This window comes from Actinomycetota bacterium, assembly GCA_035697485.1.
Classification (GTDB): domain Bacteria; phylum Actinomycetota; class UBA4738; order UBA4738; family HRBIN12; genus JAOUEA01.
Map to the genome: position 1 here is coordinate 209,684 of DASSCU010000005.1, position 13,361 is coordinate 223,044.

The following is a 13,361-nucleotide window of genomic DNA, read 5'->3' on the forward strand; positions in this document are numbered from 1 at the left end:
CTATCCGGTCCGCAGGATCACGACGAGGTCCTCGATACCCCTCGGGGTTCCCACGACGACCAGGGTGTCGCCGGCCTCCAGCCCCTGCTCGGGGCCCGGAGCAGGGATCGGGTCCTCACCGCGGACGACCGCGACGATCGAGACGCCGGTCCGGGTCCGTGCCCCCGTGTCGCCGATCGTGCGGCCGGCGAACGGGGAATCCTCGCCGATCGGCAGCCAGTCGATCGCGAGGCCCTCGATGCGTTGTCGGAGTCGGCCGAGGTCCTCCACCACGCGGGAGGAACCGAGGAGCTCAGCGAGCGTGCGTGCGTCCTCGTCGTCGAGTGCCAGTGATTCGCCGACCGAGTCGGGGTCGTGCCGATCGTAAACGAGCAGGTCGACGCGTCCGGTCTGGTGCTGGAGCACGCCGAGCCGGGTGCCGCCCTTCGTCTCGAACTCGAAGCGCACACCCAGACCGGGAAGCGGAGTCTCGCTGACCGTCGCCATGGCCTCTATCCTCGCAGCTCCGGCGGCCGGACTTCGGACGTTGGATCAGCCGGCGAGCGCGTCCTTCGCTTTCGGCACGGTCTGATCGGCTTTCACCCGGTACCACGCGCGCTCGACGAGGCCGTCCTCGTCGATCAGGAACGACGACCGGGTGATGCCGATGTAGGTCTTGCCGTACCGCTGCTTCTCGCCCCACGTGCCCCAGGCTTCGGCGACGGCGTGGTCGGTGTCGGCGAGCAGCGGGAAGCCGAGCGAGTACTTCTCGTCGAACGCGAGCTGTTTCGCGGGCTCGTCCGGCGAGATGCCGACCACGTCGACCCCGAGCCCGGCGAGCTCGCTGCGATGGTCGCGCACGTCGCAGGACTGGGTGGTGCATCCGGGGGTGTCGGCCTCCGGGTAGAAGTAGATGAGCAGCTTGCGACCGCGGAAGTCGTCCAAGCGCACGGTCGCCCCGTGCTGATCCGACAGCGCGAACGCCGGCGCTGCGTCTCCTGGTTCCAGCCTCATGTCGACACGATAGCGGCGCGGTCGCGAACCTGCGTCGGGAGGAGCCGGAGCACCGCTCGGGTATGCTGTGCGTCCCGCGCCCCTAGCTCAGTCCGGATAGAGCGTCTGACTACGGATCAGAAGGTCGGGGGTTCGAATCCCTCGGGGCGCGCTCTCATCGCCGGCTCTTCGCCCCGTAGGTGTACGAGCCCAGGTCGGCCAGCAGGCCCAGGACCACGATCAGCCATCCGAGGAACGAGACGCCTTCGACCGGGTTGTAGACGAGCACGTAGAGGAACGTCGTCCAGGGCAGGAAGATCAACCCGAGAGCCGGCACCACCCAGTCCTCGAACGCCCGGTCGACCAGGTTCGTGAAGATCCACGTGAAGACCAGCGCGACGCGGGGCCCGATCAGGGCCATCAGCACGATCAGGCATCCCATCGTCGAACTCCCCCCAGCTCGTGAAACGGTGCCCCCGAAGGCTACCCCACGTTCACTAAGCTCGGGAACCGTGACCCGGATCTCTCGCCTCGGCATCGTCAAGCCGCTCGCGATCCGCGACTTCCGCTTGCTGTGGCTCGGTACCGTCGTGTCCTTCCTCGGCGACGGCGTCTACGTCGTGGCGATCGCGTGGCAGGTCTACGACCAGTGGAACCGCCCCGGCGCGCTCGCCGGGGTGGGTATCGCGTGGAGCCTCCCGCAGGTCGCGCTCGTGTTGCTCTCGGGCGTGCTGTCCGACCGCTTCGACCGACGGAAGCTGCTGATCGCCGCCGACGTGATCAGGGGCCTGGCGATCGCGATGATCGCGACGCTCACCACGCTCGACGTGCTGCAGCTGTGGCAGGTCTATGCCCTGGTGGTGCTCTTCGGTGTCGGGCAGTCGCTGTACGGGCCGGCGCACAACTCGATCATTCCGGACCTGGTGCCGGCGGACCTGCTCGTGCAGGCGAACTCCCTGGCCCAGTTCTCCCGACCCTTCGCGATGACGCTGCTCGGCCCCGCGCTCGGCGGCATGCTCGTCGGCACCGTCGGGGCGGGCACAGCGTTCTACGTCGACGCCGCCACGTTCGGGTTCTCGGCCGTGATGCTCCTGTTGATGCGGACCGTGACCCGCCCGGCCCGCGCCGAAGGGCATGCATCGGTCTGGCACGATGCGAGGGAAGGGCTTCGGTTCGTCTTCCAGCGGCCGTGGCTGTGGGCGGGCATGGCGGCAGCCACGATCAGCCTGCTCTGCACCTGGGGGCCGTGGGAGGTGCTCGTGCCGTACCTCGTGAAGAACGAGCTCGGCGGGAGCGCCGCTGCCCTCGGGCTCGTCTTCGCCGCGGGAGGCGCGGGCGCCGTGCTCGCTGCGGTCACGATGGGACAGCGCGACCTGCCCCGGCGCCCGATCACGCTCCTGTACTGGGCATGGGCGATCGCCGCGTTCGCGACGATCGGGTTCGGCGTGTCGCGCGCCGTCTGGCACGCGATGCTCGCCAGCTTCGTCATGGAATCGGGCATCACGGTGCTGCTGGTGCTCTGGTACACGCTGCTGCAGCGCCTCGTGCCGTCGTCGATCCTGGGACGGGTCTCGAGCCTCGACTGGCTGATCTCGGTGGCCGGCGTTCCCTTGTCGTTCGCGCTCGTCGGCCCGCTCGCGGAGTCGGTCGGCACGCGCGGCACGCTGATGCTCGCGGGGGTCGTCGGCGGGATCGTGATCCTGCTCTTCCTCTACCTCGTGCCGGGGTCGCGCGAGCCCGAACGAGACGGATCGGTCGAGGCCACGAGACCGAAGGTCCCGCTGGCCGAACCTTCATCGAGCCCGACGTAGACTCGTCGCCATGGAGTACACGCACGTCGGTCGGCTCGGCCTCGTCGTCTCCCGGCTCTGCCTGGGAACCATGAACTTCGGTCCGCACACGTCCGAGGCCGACTCCCTCACGATCATGGATGCCGCGATCGCCAACGGCATCAACTTCTTCGACACGGCCAACGTCTACGGGCGGCACCTGGGCGTGGGGGCCACCGAGGACATCATCGGGCGCTGGATCGCCAAGGGCGGTGGCCGCCGCGACAAGGTCGTGCTCGCCACGAAGGTCTACGGCACGATGGGCGACTGGCCGAACGAGTCGCGACTCTCGAAGCTCTCGATCGTGCATCAATGCGAGCAGTCCTTGCGACGCCTCGGCACCGATCGCATCGATCTCTACCAGATGCACCACATCGACCGGAACGCGTGGTGGGACGAGATCTGGGAGGCCATGGAACAGCTCAAGCGCACGGGGAAGATCCTCTACGTGGGCTCCTCGAACTTCGCGGGCTGGCATATCGCGCGCGCCAACGAGATCGCGGGCTACCGGCACTCGCTGGGCCTTGCGACCGAGCAGTCGCTCTACAACCTCACCGCCCGAACGCTCGAGCTCGAGGTGATCCCGGCGGTGACGGAGTACGGCATGGGGCTGATCCCGTGGAGCCCGCTCTCGGGTGGTCTGCTCGCCGGGGCCCTGTCCAAGGTCGAAGAAGGCCGGCGGGGCGAGGAGTACATGCGCGGGGAGATCGAGACGCTGCGCTCCCGGCTCGAGCCGTGGGAGGCGCTCTGCGCCGAGCTCGGCGAGGACCCGGCGCACGTCGCCCTCGCGTGGCTCTTGCATCAACCAGCCGTGACCGCGCCGATCATCGGGCCGCGCACGGAAGAGCAGCTGCTGCACGCGATGCACGCGCTCGACATCAAGCTGGGGTCCGACGTGCTCGCGAAGCTCGACGAGATCTTCCCCGGCCCGGGCGGACCGGCGCCCGAAGCCTACGCCTGGTAGGCGTTCGGCCGGGGCTCGGCGCGGGTCAGCAGCACGTCCTCGACCTCGGCGTCGAGCGGCACGTCGTGCTTCAGGCGCAGGTACAGGTCGCGGAGGAACCAGACGAGCACGATCACGAGGATCGGGTGTCCGATCGCGAGGTCGACGTGCATCCACTCCGGCAGGCGGAAGTTCTCGGTGGTGAGCTGGGCCGTGACGAGGGCGATGAACGAGAGCTCCAGCGTGCGACGGGGCACGCGCGGCAGCGCCCACGCCACGGGCAGGATCCACGCGAAGTACCAGGGGAACAGGGTCGGTGAGAACAGCATCATCAGCAGGAACGACCACCCCCACGCAGCAGCGAGGAACGAGACCGAGCCCTCGCGGGCGTGGCGCATGACCTGGCGCAAGATCGTGAACAGGCCGGCGGCGAGCGCCCCGAACATGCCGAGGCGGGCGAGCACGATGCCGGCCGTGCCACCGAGGTCGCCGGCGATCACGGTGCCCGCCGCCTCGAAGGCCCGCTCGACCAAGGCGGGCGGCGCGATCCAGGAACCGTGCTGCACGAGCTCGACCATGCCGAGCGTGGGGTTCGATCGCTGCATGAACGGCACGACGGCGATGAACACGATGCCCAGCGCGGTCCCGATGTGGGCCGCCGCGACCTTCCACCGTCGAGAGGGCTCCGCGCGGGTCACGACGTAGGCGATCAGCAGGGCGAGGGGCACCGCCGCCGAGATCTTCACGAGGGCGCCTGCCGTGAGCGCGACGGTGGCGGTGAGCTCCCGCTGCGTCGCCACGAAGTAGACGGCTGCGGCGACCGCGAGCATGACGAGCACGTCGACGTGGCCGCCGCCGACCGTGTGGAACAGCACGACGGGGTTCAGCCCGATCATCGCCGCCGCGTACGCCTGACGCTGGGGCCGGACCCGGCCGACGAGCCGGACCACGAACCACAGCGAGCCCAGGCTGGCGGCGACCGCGACCGCGCGGAACGCCTCGATGACGTCGACCAGGCCCCGGAACACCGCGGTGATGGCGGCGGCGAGCCACACGAACACGGGGCCGTAGACCGACGGGGTGTCGCGCCACCCGTCCCAGACGAACCGGGAGATGTCGTTGGCTGGGAAGTCCGCCGGCGTGCTGACGTACGGATTCTGGCCGTAGCGACTGAGGATCCGGCCGTAGAAGGCGTAGCTGAACACGTCGCGCGACAGCAGCAAGGGCAGCATCAGCACGACGACGTGATAGACGACCGCCAGCCACACGACGGTGCGCGTGGACACGTCGCCGCGTTCGGCCGCCCACAGCACGAGCAGGAAGGCCACTCCGGCCGCGATCATCGCGACGAACCCGATCACGATCAGCACGCCGTGCGGCAGCCGGTCCAGGAACAGCAGGCCGGCGAGGACGCCGATGGGACCGTTGCCCTGGCTCTCCGGCAGGACCGGGTGATACGGCGATCCGGGGGTCGCCGCGATCAGGGCGACGGCGCTGAAGGAGGCGACCGATGCCGTGATCGCGCGACGACCCGTGAGCCAGCCGTCGACAGTGCGTTGCAGAGCCTGAATGCGAGACATGTGCGCCCGAGCTTACGGGAAGCCGTCAGGTCCGCGCCACGCCGAGCGAGGCCTCGATCTCGCGGGCGGCGGCCGTCACGGCCGGGGCGTAGCGCCGGGCGTCGATCCGGGAGACGCGCGATGTCGGGCCCGAGATGGAGACCACCGCGACGAGCTCATCGTGGTGACCGAGCACGGGCGCGCTCACCGAGCCCACTCCGTCCTCACGTTCGCCGGCGCTCGAGGCCCACCCCAGGCGCCGCGCCGTGGCGAGCTGTCGATGGAGCCGTGCATCGACCGGGGTCGACGCGGTGAGGGGTCGGGCGCGCCCGACGAGTTGGCTGCGCGTCGGTTCCGGGGTCCACGCCATGAACACCTTGCCGGCGGAACCGACCCAGATGGGCAGCTCGGCCCCGACGGGAACGAAGGTGCGGAGCTCGCTCGAGGACTCGACGCCGTCGACGCAGACCCGCCCCTCCAGCGACCGAACGTAGAGCTGCGCGCTCTCGCCGGTGGTCTCGACCAGACGCTCCAGAGCGGGGTGCGCCACCGCGCGCAGCGACGGTTCTTGCAGCGAGGCGGCGGCGATCTGCAGCAACCGGGGACCGAGTCGGTAGCCCAGCCCCCCGGCGTGCTCGATCAGCCCATGGTGCTCGAGGGATCCGAGGAGACGATGAGCGGTCGTCCGAGGGAGCCCGGTCGCCGCCACGACGGCCGCGTGTGTCCTCGCGCCGTGCTGGACGGCATCGATCACGGCCATACTTCTGTCGACGACGCCGACGGAGGACTCGGCGATCTCGCGGGTCCCGTGGGCATCTGTTATCTTCATGTTCCATATATCGGTATCACAGTTCCATATAGTGGAACAACCTTGGGACGTCGCTCTACCCGGATCGAGCTTGGAGGTCGAGCATCGTGGCCCAGACGCTGGCCGAGAAGGTGTGGGACCGGCACGTGGTGCATCGCGCCGATAGCGAGCCCGACCTGCTCTACGTCGACCTGCACCTCGTGCACGAGGTGACGAGCCCGCAGGCCTTCGAGAGCCTGCGCATGCACGGACGCACCGTCCGCCGCCCCGATCTCACCGTCGCCACGATGGATCACAACGTGCCGACGACCGACGGACCGGTCACCGACGAGACCAGCGCCCGCCAGATGCAGGCGCTGCAGACCAACGCCGACGAGTTCGGCATCACCCTGTACCCGTGGGGCGGCGTCGGGCAGGGCATCGTGCACGTGATCGGCCCCGAGATGGGCTACACGCAACCCGGCATGACGATCGTCTGCGGTGACTCGCACACGTCCACCCACGGCGCGTTCGGTGCCCTCGCCTTCGGCATCGGTACGAGCGAGGTCGAGCACGTGCTCGCGACCCAGACCCTGCCGCAGCTTCCCGCGAAGACGATGGCGATCACGGTGCAGGGCGACCTGCCCGAGGGCGTCAGCGCGAAGGACATCATCCTCGGCATCATCAACCGCATCGGGACGGGGGGCGGCGTCGGCCACGTGCTCGAGTACCGCGGGTCCGCGATCCGCGCCCTGTCGATGGAAGGGCGCATGACGATCTGCAATATGTCGATCGAGGGCGGCGCCCGCGCCGGCATGGTCGCACCCGACGACACGACCTTCGCCTACGTCGAGGGCCGGCCGCACGCGCCCAAGGGGGCCGACTGGGAAGCCGCGCTCGACTCATGGCGGACCCTGCCGAGCGACCCCGACGCGATGTTCGATGCCGAGGTCCAGGTCGATGCCGCCGAGCTGAAGCCCTACGTGAGCTGGGGAACCAACCCGGCCCAGTCGGTCACGATCGACGAGGCCGTGCCCGAACCCGACGACTTCGACGAACCGTCGAAGCGAGACGCGGCCGCCCGTGCGCTCACGTACATGGATCTGCGGCCCGGAACCCCCATGCGGGAGATCCGGCCTGACACGATCTTCCTCGGTTCGTGCACGAACTCGCGCATCGAAGACCTGCGGCTCGCCGCGGACATCGTGGGCGGGCGCAGGGTCGCCCCCGACCTGCGCGCGCTGGTTGTGCCCGGCAGCGTGGCCGTGAAGCTGCAGGCCGAGGCCGAGGGGCTCGATCGCGTATTCACCGACGCGGGGTTCGACTGGCGGGGCGCAGGGTGCTCGATGTGCCTGGGCATGAACCCCGACATCCTGCAGCCGGGGGACCGCAGCGCGAGCACGAGCAACCGGAACTTCGAAGGGCGCCAGGGCAAGGGCGGGCGAACGCACCTCGTGAGCCCCGCCGTCGCCGCCGCGACGGCCGTGCTCGGGCGATTCGGCACGCCCGACGAGCTGCCGCCCAAGGCGGTGGTCTGACGTGGAGCCGATCGCCGTGATCGAGGGCACCGCGGTGCCGCTCGATCGTTCCGACGTCGATACCGACCAGATCATCCCCGCGCAGTACCTGAAGCGCATCGAGCGCACCGGGTTCGGACCGTTCCTGTTCGACGAGTGGCGCAAGGACCCGGACTTCGTTCTGAATGACGAGCGGTACCGAGGCGCGAGCATCCTGATCGCAGGCGCGAACTTCGGCAGCGGCTCGAGTCGCGAGCACGCGCCGTGGGCGCTCGAGGACTACGGGTTCCGGGCTGTGATCGCCCCGAGCTTCGCCGACATCTTCCGCAACAACTGCTTCAAGATCGGCCTGCTGCCGGTGGAGCTGCGGGCCGAGTCGGCGCGCGCGCTGATGGACGCGGTGCTCGACGATCCGACCACGCGCATCGTCATCGACCTGCCCGCCCGCGCCGTGCGGGCCCCGGGGCTCGACGAGACGTTCGACATCGACGAGTTCACGCACTGGCGGCTCGTCGAGGGCCTCGACGACATCGGGCTCTCGCTGCGCAACGAGGAGGAGATCAGCGCGTTCGAGGCGACGCGCCCGAGCTGGCTCCCGACCGCTTGACCGCACCCACCGCGGGGCCGCCGGCCCCACGCGCCGGCACGGCCGGCTCGCCGATCGACTCCGCCCGTCGCAGCCGCAGGATGTCTGAGGACCCGGCCCGGCACGATCGACGGTCGAAGTACAGCCGATCCCGAGGGCCGGTGGTGTCGACGCTGAGGTTCGTTCCCTCTCGGCCCTCTGCGAACTCGTGGAGCAGGAACGGGGTGCCGTCCGGATCGACTCGGTAGAGCTCCGAGTTGGACCCGCATCGATCGCCGCCCTGCGCGACGTAGGCCGTGCCGTCCGGCGTGACCGCGACGCCGTACTCGTCGCGATCGGTCGGCAGCAGGGGAGTGCGCTCGCCCGTCCTGATGTCGTAGCGCCATGCGGTCGCGTCGTCACCCACCGCCCAGGTCACCCACGGATACGCGATCGTGCCAGGGAAGAGACACCCGCATCGGTTGGTCGTCTCGTCGAGCAGGATCCGCTCGCCCGTCTCGCCGTTGTGGAGATAGAACTTCCACTTCGCCGCGGGACTGCCGAAGCGGTTGACGCCGTAGGCGAACCACGTGGTCCCCCGGTGCGTGTCGATCGACGGGTTCCACTGCCAGTGCCCGTCGTTCAGCGCGCGCAGGGCCGTGCGCTCGCGAGCGCCGATGTCGAACAGGAACAGGTCGCTCTCGCCCCGCCGAACCTGCTGGTAGACGACCCGATCCGTGCCTTGATCGAATCCGCCGACGAACGCCTCGGTCCGCCGTGCGTTGATGAGGGTGAGGGTTCCTCCGTTCGTCTCCGCGAACGCCACGAGCCCGTTCCCCCCTCGACCCGATTCGTTCGACCACGCGAAGAGGCGACGGGTGCCGATGTGCGTCCCCGCACCGAACCCCTCGAACAGCGAGGTGCCCTTCACGAGGTCGGGGTTGATGAACACAGAGGCGGCGGGCTGAACGACGACGAGCACCAACGCGGCGATGATCGTGAGACGGATCGCGGTCTTCATGTGCGCCCTCCCCCGGGGGGATCGGTTCGGGTGTCTCGCGGAACCCTACGGGTCGCGGGGCTCGTGGCACAACCGGTGTTCGACCTAGACCCCGTCCACGAACGCCTGCACCGAGGCGCCGTAGCTTTCGGGATCGAGGTTCCAGCAGCCGATGTGTTCGGCCCCCTCGCACTCGATCAGGTGCACCAGCTCGGGCAGCAGGCCCGCGAACGTACGGCTCGTCCCGATCGGAACGGTCGTGTCGTCGGTGCCGTGGAAGATCAGGAACGGCACGTCGTAGCGGCTCGTGTCCGCGAGGTAGTCGAGCTGGGGCCAATCGACGTCGAACCGCAGGTCGGCCATCCATTTCGCGACCGAGGTGAGCGACTGCGGCAGGGGCAGGCCGATCAGCGGAAGCGTCTCGCGTGAGGCGTTGTCGTCGACCGTCGTCGAGAAGTCGAGCATCGGCGCGTCGAGGATCACCGCGCGCACCTCCTCGGCGAGCGACGAGCGCTGCAGGAAGGCCATCACGACGCCGCCGCCCATCGAGTAGCCGCCGAGCACGACGCCGTCGGACCCCTGCCCGAGGGCGTACCGAACCATCGCTTCCAGATCCTGCCACTCGGTGAGGCCGTACCGGAGCTTGCCGCTCGGGTCCTCGGGCGCGCCGGGGTCGTTGCGATAGGTCGCCACGAGAGTGGGGAGCCCGGCCTCGGTGAGGATCGGCACGATGCGCAGCCCGTCGGCCGGTGACAGCGAGTTCCCGTGCACGACGATCGCCCACGTCGGGCCGTCGGCCGCGCCGAGCCACGCCGGGTAGTCGCCCAACCGACCGGGGACCGTGAGCGACCGGATCCCCAGGCCGGACTCGGCTGGATCCATCGGGAACGCGCGAACGTCGAGCTCGGCGGGCGTGCCGGGCAGCGGCAGATCGCCCTGGATCAGGGCGAAGCGGCGGTCGAGCGTCTCGCCGTCGGCCGTCTCCGTGGGCTCGAGGCGACCGTACCCATCGGCCCACCGCAGCCCCTGAACCCCTTCCGCGGCCACCCCCAGATCGTCGACCAGGGGACGCAGCGTGATCGAGGCGGCGACCCCGTCGGCGTCGGACAGCTCCACGACCTCCACATTGGGTTCGAGTTGCTCGGTCGCCGCGCGGATCGCCGCCGCGTCGAGCGCGCGTTCGTCGAGCACGTTGGAGAAGTACCACCCGCCGCCCAGGTAGAACAGGGCCACGAGCACGACGAGCGAGATGCCGACGATCCAGGGCCAGCGACGCCGTCGCTCCGCGACGTCCGGGGGCCGGGGGGCGGGCCGGTCGCTCATCCCGTGACCCCCGCCCGTCGCTCGGCCTCGTCGCGGGTGCGATCGGTGAGCGAACGCAGGGCCTCGCTGTGTCTCACCCTCACGTGCTCCGGATGCGTGAGCCGCCGCGCCTTCTGCGGCACGAGGGCCAGGTCGGTCTCGAACCGAGCGCGGGCCTCGGCGATCGTCGGCGAGGGCTCGAGACGGCGTCCCTCCCGCATCAAAGGTGTGAGCATCGGCTCGGTGCCGTCGGGGGCTTCCTCGTCTCGCAACGAGAGCACGTCGCCGTTCGCACCGTCGGGGCGCCGCCACACCTGCTTGCGGCCGGGTGGGCTCACCTTCTCCGACGAGAGCTTCATGACGGCGCGACCGTCGTATTCGACGAGCTTGTAGACCGAGTCGACGTAGGGCGCGTCGGCGGACACGCCCATCTGCGTGCCGATCCCGAACGCGTCGACCGGCGCGCCGGCGCGCACGAGCTCGTGCACCTCGAGCTCGTCGAGGCCGCCGCTGGCGAAGATGCGCGCTTCGGGCAGGCCGGCCCCGTCGAGCAGCGCCCGGGCACCTCGAGCGAGGACGTCGAGGTCGCCACTGTCGAGCCGGACGCCCAGGGCGTCCTCGAGCCCGAGTTCCCGGATCGTGTCGATCGCCGCACGCACGCCTCCCAACGTGTCGTACGTGTCGACGAGGAACGTCGTCCGGCTCGGGTGGTCCTCGGCGAATGCGCGGAACGCCTCGCCCTCGGTCGGGAACGCCTCGATGAACGAGTGCGCCATCGTGCCCGCCACAGCGAGCTCGTAGCGGCGAGCCGCCTCGACGTTCGACGTGGCGGCGAACCCCACGAGAGCGCTCGCCCTCGCGATCGCCATCGCGGCCTCCACCCCGTGCGTGCGCCGGAAGGCGAAGTCGACGAGCTGGCGTCCCTCGGCCGCGAGCACGTAACGGGCGGCCTTCGACGCGAGGGTCGTGTGCAGCGTGATCTGGTTCAGGAGCACGGTCTCGACGACCTGAGCGATCGCGACCGGTGCCGTCACTTCGAGCATCGGTTCCTCGGAATGCACGATGCGCCCCTCCGGCACCGCCCAGACCTCTCCCTCGAACCGCAGGGTCGAGAAGTCCTCGAGCGCCCGATCGTCGAACCCCATCGCACCGAGCGCGACCAGGTCGTCGTCGGTGAACGAGAACGACTCCAGGAAGTCCAGGCAGGACTCGAGGCCGGCCGCGACCAGGAACCCTCGCGCCTTCGGGAGTCCCCGTACGTAGAGGCTGAACGTCGCGAGCCCGTCCATGTCGCGGCGCAGGTAGCTGGCCGCCATGTTGAGCTCGTACAGGTCGGTGAGGAGCCCACCGGGCATGCGCGTAGGCTACCTGCATGTCGTCAGGTCGCATGTCGCCCGACCGCCTGCCGTCAGGTCGCACGCCGCCCGACCAGGAACGCTTCATGGCTCTGGTCGCCGACGCGCTCGATGCGCTGCCCGAGTGGGTGCACCGCGCCCTGGACAACGTCGAGGTGCTGGTCGACGACCATCCCCCCGACGACGTCGATCCCGACACGCTCGGGCTCTACGAGGGTATCCCGCTGACCGAGCGGGGCAGCGACTACACGGGCGTGTTGCCCGATCGCATCACCCTGTTCGCGGTGCCGATCGCCTCAGAAGCCGGGAACGACGATGCGGCCCTCAAGCGCGTGATCGGCGAGACCGTCGTGCACGAGATCGCGCACCACTTCGGCATCGACGACGAGCGGCTGCACGAGATCGACCGCTACTAGTATGGTTCAGAGTAGTTACCTCGACGACGAGGCCGCGATGCGGCTGGCGCTCGACGAGGCGCGGTCGTGCGTGGCCTCCGGCGATGTCCCCGTGGGTGCCGTGATCGTGCGTGGCGGCGCCGTGATCGCGGCGGCGGGCAACGCCCGGGAACGGCTGAGCGACCCGACCGCCCACGCGGAGATGCTCGTGCTGCGTGAGGCCGCCCGTCGCACCGGGTCGTGGCGCCTCGACGGGTGCACGCTCATAGTGACCCTCGAGCCGTGTGCGATGTGCGCCGGTGCGATCGTGCTGGCGCGGATCGATCGGGTGGTCTTCGGCGCCCGAGATCCCAAGGCGGGGTTCGCCGGCTCGCTCGGTGACCTCGTGCGCGACCCGCGCCTCAACCACCGCGTGGAGCTGACGTCCGGCGTGCTCGGCGACGCGTGCGGCGAGGTGCTGCGCGCGTTCTTCCGGGAGCGTCGCGGCGGCCTCGCAGATCAGTCGTCGTGGTGACGAGGCGACCGGGCGTGCACGGCCTCGTGGATCTTCTCGGCCACGTGCGGGAGTTCCCGCTGCATCGAATCGAAGTCCCGCTGGTGCATCACGATCGCCGTGATCGGGGTCGAGGCGACGACGCTCGCGGTGCGCCGGTCCCCCTCGATCAGCGCGACCTCGCCGAAGAAGTCGCCCGGCCCGAGGTCGGTGAGGTGCCGGCCGTCCTGGGTGACCTCGACGTCGCCCTCGAGGAGCACGAAGAACTCGTGCGCGAACGCGCCCTGATCGCAGAGGTGGTAACCGGTGGGCAGGTCCACGACGTCGGCGTAGCTCGCCACGTGCTGGCGCTCCCTCTTCGACAACCCCGCGAACAGGGGCACGGCCTCGAGGTCCTTCGCGTCCACGCAGCGCCTCCGGCTTCCTCAGGCCCGGCTCCGACACCCGGCTCCCGTCGCGATGATGTCACGGAACCGCGAGACGCGCGTTGCTAGACTCGTCGACGGAGGCGTGCCGGAGCGGACGAACGGGACCGCCTCGAAAGCGGTTAGGGGTCTAAACCGCCCCTCGCGTGTTCAAATCACGCCGCCTCCGCGAGTGGGTGTCGAACGAGTGCGCACCCGTCGGTGCGCACTCGTTCGCAT

15 protein-coding genes and 2 tRNA genes are annotated in these 13,361 nt (G+C 69.8%); 8 read left to right on the forward strand and 9 right to left on the reverse strand.

Annotation, left to right across the window (positions count from 1 at the left end):
* Together VFI59_01460 and bcp are read right to left on the reverse strand one after the other, a co-directional pair.
* A complete protein-coding gene (locus VFI59_01460) occupies nucleotides 1-486 on the reverse strand; it encodes a cation:proton antiporter regulatory subunit (protein ID HET6712368.1) in 486 nt (161 codons plus the stop codon).
* 45 nt (nucleotides 487-531) lie between these two features.
* The gene (bcp, locus tag VFI59_01465) at nucleotides 532-993 is read right to left on the reverse strand and encodes a thioredoxin-dependent thiol peroxidase (protein HET6712369.1); all 462 of its coding nucleotides are present in this window, start codon (nucleotides 991-993) and stop codon (nucleotides 532-534) included.
* Between the two features lie 76 nt (nucleotides 994-1,069).
* Between bcp and VFI59_01470 the strand changes: the two genes are divergently transcribed.
* Nucleotides 1,070-1,144: transfer RNA gene (locus VFI59_01470), tRNA-Arg, on the forward strand.
* A 3-nt stretch (nucleotides 1,145-1,147) separates the two neighbouring features.
* Here the strand turns inward: VFI59_01470 and VFI59_01475 are convergent.
* On the reverse strand, nucleotides 1,148-1,414 hold the full coding sequence (locus tag VFI59_01475; GenBank protein HET6712370.1) for a hypothetical protein: 267 nt from the start codon (nucleotides 1,412-1,414) through the stop codon (nucleotides 1,148-1,150).
* Between the two features lie 70 nt (nucleotides 1,415-1,484).
* Here VFI59_01475 and VFI59_01480 point away from each other — a divergent pair, with 70 nt between their 5' ends.
* Nucleotides 1,485-2,783 carry an MFS transporter gene (locus VFI59_01480; GenBank protein ID HET6712371.1) on the forward strand — a complete coding sequence of 433 codons (1,299 nt, stop codon included), beginning with the start codon at nucleotides 1,485-1,487 and terminating at the stop codon, nucleotides 2,781-2,783.
* A 10-nt stretch (nucleotides 2,784-2,793) separates the two neighbouring features.
* Nucleotides 2,794-3,765, forward strand: a complete 972-nt coding sequence (locus tag VFI59_01485; protein HET6712372.1) for an aldo/keto reductase — start codon at nucleotides 2,794-2,796, stop codon at nucleotides 3,763-3,765.
* Here the strand turns inward: VFI59_01485 and mptB are convergent.
* Nucleotides 3,753-5,324: a polyprenol phosphomannose-dependent alpha 1,6 mannosyltransferase MptB gene (gene mptB / locus VFI59_01490; GenBank protein HET6712373.1), complete on the reverse strand. Its 1,572-nt coding sequence runs from the start codon at nucleotides 5,322-5,324 to the stop codon at nucleotides 3,753-3,755. The two genes, VFI59_01485 and mptB, sit on opposite strands and share 13 nt — an antisense overlap.
* Nucleotides 5,325-5,349: 25 nt before the next feature.
* Entirely contained in the window at nucleotides 5,350-6,132 is a 783-nt protein-coding gene (locus tag VFI59_01495) for an IclR family transcriptional regulator (protein HET6712374.1), read from the reverse strand.
* An 86-nt stretch (nucleotides 6,133-6,218) separates the two neighbouring features.
* Here VFI59_01495 and leuC point away from each other — a divergent pair, with 86 nt between their 5' ends.
* Both leuC and leuD read left to right on the forward strand, forming a co-directional pair.
* Complete coding sequence (gene leuC / locus VFI59_01500; protein HET6712375.1) at nucleotides 6,219-7,628, forward strand: 3-isopropylmalate dehydratase large subunit; 1,410 nt, start codon at nucleotides 6,219-6,221, stop codon at nucleotides 7,626-7,628.
* A gap of 1 nt (nucleotide 7,629) precedes the next feature.
* Nucleotides 7,630-8,214: a 3-isopropylmalate dehydratase small subunit gene (gene leuD, locus VFI59_01505; GenBank protein HET6712376.1), complete on the forward strand. Its 585-nt coding sequence runs from the start codon at nucleotides 7,630-7,632 to the stop codon at nucleotides 8,212-8,214.
* Here the strand turns inward: leuD and VFI59_01510 are convergent.
* The 3 genes from VFI59_01510 to VFI59_01520 all read right to left on the reverse strand — a co-directional run bounded on the left by VFI59_01510 (nucleotide 8,168) and on the right by VFI59_01520 (nucleotide 11,829).
* On the reverse strand, nucleotides 8,168-9,193 hold the full coding sequence (locus tag VFI59_01510) for a hypothetical protein (protein ID HET6712377.1): 1,026 nt from the start codon (nucleotides 9,191-9,193) through the stop codon (nucleotides 8,168-8,170). The genes leuD and VFI59_01510 overlap by 47 nt on opposite strands.
* Nucleotides 9,194-9,277: 84 nt before the next feature.
* The gene (locus tag VFI59_01515) at nucleotides 9,278-10,495 is read right to left on the reverse strand and encodes an alpha/beta fold hydrolase (protein HET6712378.1); all 1,218 of its coding nucleotides are present in this window, start codon (nucleotides 10,493-10,495) and stop codon (nucleotides 9,278-9,280) included.
* Nucleotides 10,492-11,829, reverse strand: a complete 1,338-nt coding sequence (locus VFI59_01520; protein ID HET6712379.1) for a nicotinate phosphoribosyltransferase — start codon at nucleotides 11,827-11,829, stop codon at nucleotides 10,492-10,494. Before VFI59_01520 ends, VFI59_01515 begins: the two co-directional genes overlap by 4 nt.
* Before the next feature lie 17 nt (nucleotides 11,830-11,846).
* Between VFI59_01520 and VFI59_01525 the strand changes: the two genes are divergently transcribed.
* Nucleotides 11,847-12,245, forward strand: a complete 399-nt coding sequence (locus VFI59_01525; protein ID HET6712380.1) for a metallopeptidase family protein — start codon at nucleotides 11,847-11,849, stop codon at nucleotides 12,243-12,245.
* A 1-nt stretch (nucleotide 12,246) separates the two neighbouring features.
* Nucleotides 12,247-12,738: a tRNA adenosine(34) deaminase TadA gene (gene tadA / locus VFI59_01530; GenBank protein HET6712381.1), complete on the forward strand. Its 492-nt coding sequence runs from the start codon at nucleotides 12,247-12,249 to the stop codon at nucleotides 12,736-12,738.
* Here tadA and VFI59_01535 read toward each other — a convergent pair.
* Nucleotides 12,723-13,124, reverse strand: a complete 402-nt coding sequence (locus tag VFI59_01535; GenBank protein HET6712382.1) for a cyclic nucleotide-binding domain-containing protein — start codon at nucleotides 13,122-13,124, stop codon at nucleotides 12,723-12,725. The two genes, tadA and VFI59_01535, sit on opposite strands and share 16 nt — an antisense overlap.
* Before the next feature lie 97 nt (nucleotides 13,125-13,221).
* Between VFI59_01535 and VFI59_01540 the strand changes: the two genes are divergently transcribed.
* Nucleotides 13,222-13,311, forward strand: a tRNA-Ser gene (locus VFI59_01540).
* Nucleotides 13,312-13,361: the final 50 nt, after the last annotated feature.